This window comes from Dehalococcoidales bacterium (genome assembly GCA_030698765.1).
In the GTDB taxonomy this organism is placed as follows: Bacteria; Chloroflexota; Dehalococcoidia; order Dehalococcoidales; family UBA2162; genus JAUYMF01.
On record JAUYMF010000189.1, the window covers coordinates 1 to 2,907 of the forward strand.

General features: G+C 54.8%; 2 protein-coding genes. Both read right to left on the reverse strand.

Annotation, left to right across the window (positions count from 1 at the left end):
- On the reverse strand, positions 1-2,112 hold a 2,112-nt coding region (locus tag Q8Q07_09620; protein ID MDP3880544.1), incomplete at its 3' end, for a heavy metal translocating P-type ATPase.
- A 19-nt stretch (positions 2,113-2,131) separates the two neighbouring features.
- Positions 2,132-2,413 carry a metal-sensitive transcriptional regulator gene (locus Q8Q07_09625; protein MDP3880545.1) on the reverse strand — a complete coding sequence of 94 codons (282 nt, stop codon included), beginning with the start codon at positions 2,411-2,413 and terminating at the stop codon, positions 2,132-2,134.
- Between the last annotated feature and the right edge of the window lie 494 nt (positions 2,414-2,907).

Sequence of the window (2,907 nt, forward strand, 5' to 3'; positions counted from 1 at the left end):
ACCGTCAGCAGCCAGGCGCTCCGCTTCTTTCTCCAGGGTGGTGGTCTTGATGCCGGCATCATCCAGCAGGCGGCGGTTACCTACCAGAAGTTTATGTCCATCAACAGTCACTTTGATTCCCTTGCCGGTAACCGACTGGAAATCTTTGGGCTCGGTCAGCTTAAGCCCTTTAGCCTCGGCGCCCCGGATGATAGCCTGTCCTAAAGGATGCTCCGAAGAGCGCTCGGCTGAGGCCACCAGCCGCAGTAGCTCGTCAGCGTCCATCTTATCGGCCGGAACGACGTCGGTTAATGCCGGCTCGCCTTTGGTGATAGTGCCGGTCTTGTCCAGAACAAGGCTATTCAGCTTGTGAGCAATCTCCAGGGCTTCGGCCGAGCGGATGAGAATGCCGTTTTGCGCCCCCTTGCCGGTGCCCACCATTATCGAAAGCGGTGTTGCCAGCCCCAGCGCGCAGGGACAGGCGATAATGAGCACCGCCACGGCGTTGATCAGAGCAAAGATGAAAGCCGGCGTCGGCCCGAAGTTGAACCAGATGACGAAGGTAGCGATGGCAATGAAGATAACCCCCGGCACGAAGCGGCTGGCCGCCAGGTCGGCCAGGCGCTGGATGGGTGCCTTAGAGCCCTGCGCCTGCTCCACCAGTTGGATAATCTGGGCTAGCATGGTGTCTTTACCTACTTTGGTAGCCTTGAAGCGAAAGGCGCCGGTCTGGTTGATAGTAGCGCCAATCACTGTATCGCCTTCGCTCTTGGTCACGGGCAGGCTCTCCCCGGTCACCATAGACTCGTCCAGCGTTGAGCGCCCTTCCGTAATCTCTCCATCAACGGGCACCTTCTCACCGGGACGTACCACGACAATGTCACCAAGTTGTACCTGCTCAATCGGGATATCTTCTTCTTTGCCATCACGGACGACCCGTGCCGTCTTGGCCTGCATGCCGATGAGCTTGCGAATGGCCTCGCTGGTGCCTCCCTTGGCAATTGCCTCAAGGAGACGACCCAGCAGGATTAACGTGATGATAACACCGACCGCCTCGTAGTAGACGGCGCGTAGATTTTCAGGCAGCAACCCCGGCGCTACCGTGACTACCAGGCTGTAGCCGAAGGCAGCAATGGTACCTATGGTGATGAGCGTGTTCATATCGGCGGTGCGGTGACGCAGTGTCAGCCAGCCGGTACGATGGATGGGCCAGCCGGTGTAGAACATCACCGGCGTGATGAGGGCAAGCTGGAGCCAGCGATTCAGGAGGATAGAAGGAATCCAGGTAGCGCCAAAGAACTCATGCATCATAACAGCCAAGACCACGGGAGCGGATAGAATAGCACCGATGATGACCCGCCGGGTCAGGTCTTTCCGCTCAGCCCGCCGGTCGGCTGACTCACGGTCTTCCGTCGCCCCGGTGCCCGGCTCGCTGCGGAGATGAACCTTATAGCCGGTATTCTCAATGATTTGCTGCATTTTCTCCGGCGATATTTGAGCCGGGTCATAGCTAACCGTGATACGCTCGGCGCCAAAGTTAACCCGAACATCATCTATGCCGGGGAGACTACTGAGCGCCGTCTCGATGTTCACCGTACAGGTGGGACAGGTAACGCCGCCACCCATAAGGGCAAACTCAACCAGTTCCGTCTTGCCTACCGGCATGGTGGGGCCTACCCCAATTGCCTGGGCGTGCTCATGCGTCTTACCTTCACCCTTGGGAGACTCTGGCTCTGCTCCGGACTCCTTGCCTTCCTTACTCTCCTCAACGACCAGGGTGCCGTGAATCATGTTCATACCGCAAGCGAAGCCGAACTCGCCGGCTTTGTCAGGGGTAAATTCAAGAGTCGTCCGGGCGAAAGCCGCCAGCGTCTTACTGGCGTGAAAGTCAGGGAAAACCACCCGGGAGGTGCAGTCGCCGGCCTCCTGACGGTCGAATATCAGGCGAAGCGGAATACCCTGCTTTACCCGGATGATATCGGGTGAATAGCCGCCCTTGACCTTGACCACTATTTCCTGAATCTTCCCCTTTACCTGAGCTGCTTGAGCTTGCTTGGGGCCAAAGAAAAACCAAGACAAGAAAGCAATTACAGCAATCCCGCCCAGAGTCACTAATATTTCAGCCAGCGGCATGATGCACCTCCTGTTTCCCTCATTTCCGGTTGGTAAACCGTTCCACCACCTTCACCAGCTCATTGACATATTCGTCATTTCGCTCACCATGGGTCAAGGCATCACGGACACAACCCTTAATGTGGTCGGCAAGGATGATAGAGGCCACCTTCTGAGTAGCGGCGATTACGGAGGATAGCTGATTCAGTACGTCCACGCAGTACTCATCCGCGTCAATCATGCGCTGGATGCCTTTGAGTTGCCCCTCCATTCTCCGCAGTCGCACCAGTATCTCCTGTTTATCTTTTAAGTATGAAGCCACCAATCCACCTCTGAGACAAGAATCAATTCGACATATCCCCATGGGGGGTATCGTCCAAATTATAGAAGGCTCTATTGCCAGTGTCAAGATGATGCCTATTACCATTAAGACAGAGTGGATGTAAAATAATAATGATGCCGTATGGGGGCAGGGGGTATCTTTAACTTGCTGCCAAGCCAGAAACTGGCATCATCAGGACGATTAAAGCAAACATGGTAGACCGTGGCTGGGCTCCAGGACACGTCCAGACATGGAAGCTATAATAATAATTTATTACCACCTGTTTTAAGGGAAAGGGGAAAGAGATTTTTGAGGGGGCGAGGTTGATAACTTGACAGAAAGCTCCACAAGTTAGATATTGTAAGGTAAGTAAGTCACGAGTTTAGCTAGTGACATTCGAGATTCTTCGCTACGTTCAAAATGACACGAAGCGGAGGGCGCCCAATGACGAACAGGGGGTTGTTAAACAATCGTTACTTAGGTAGGTTGCAGAG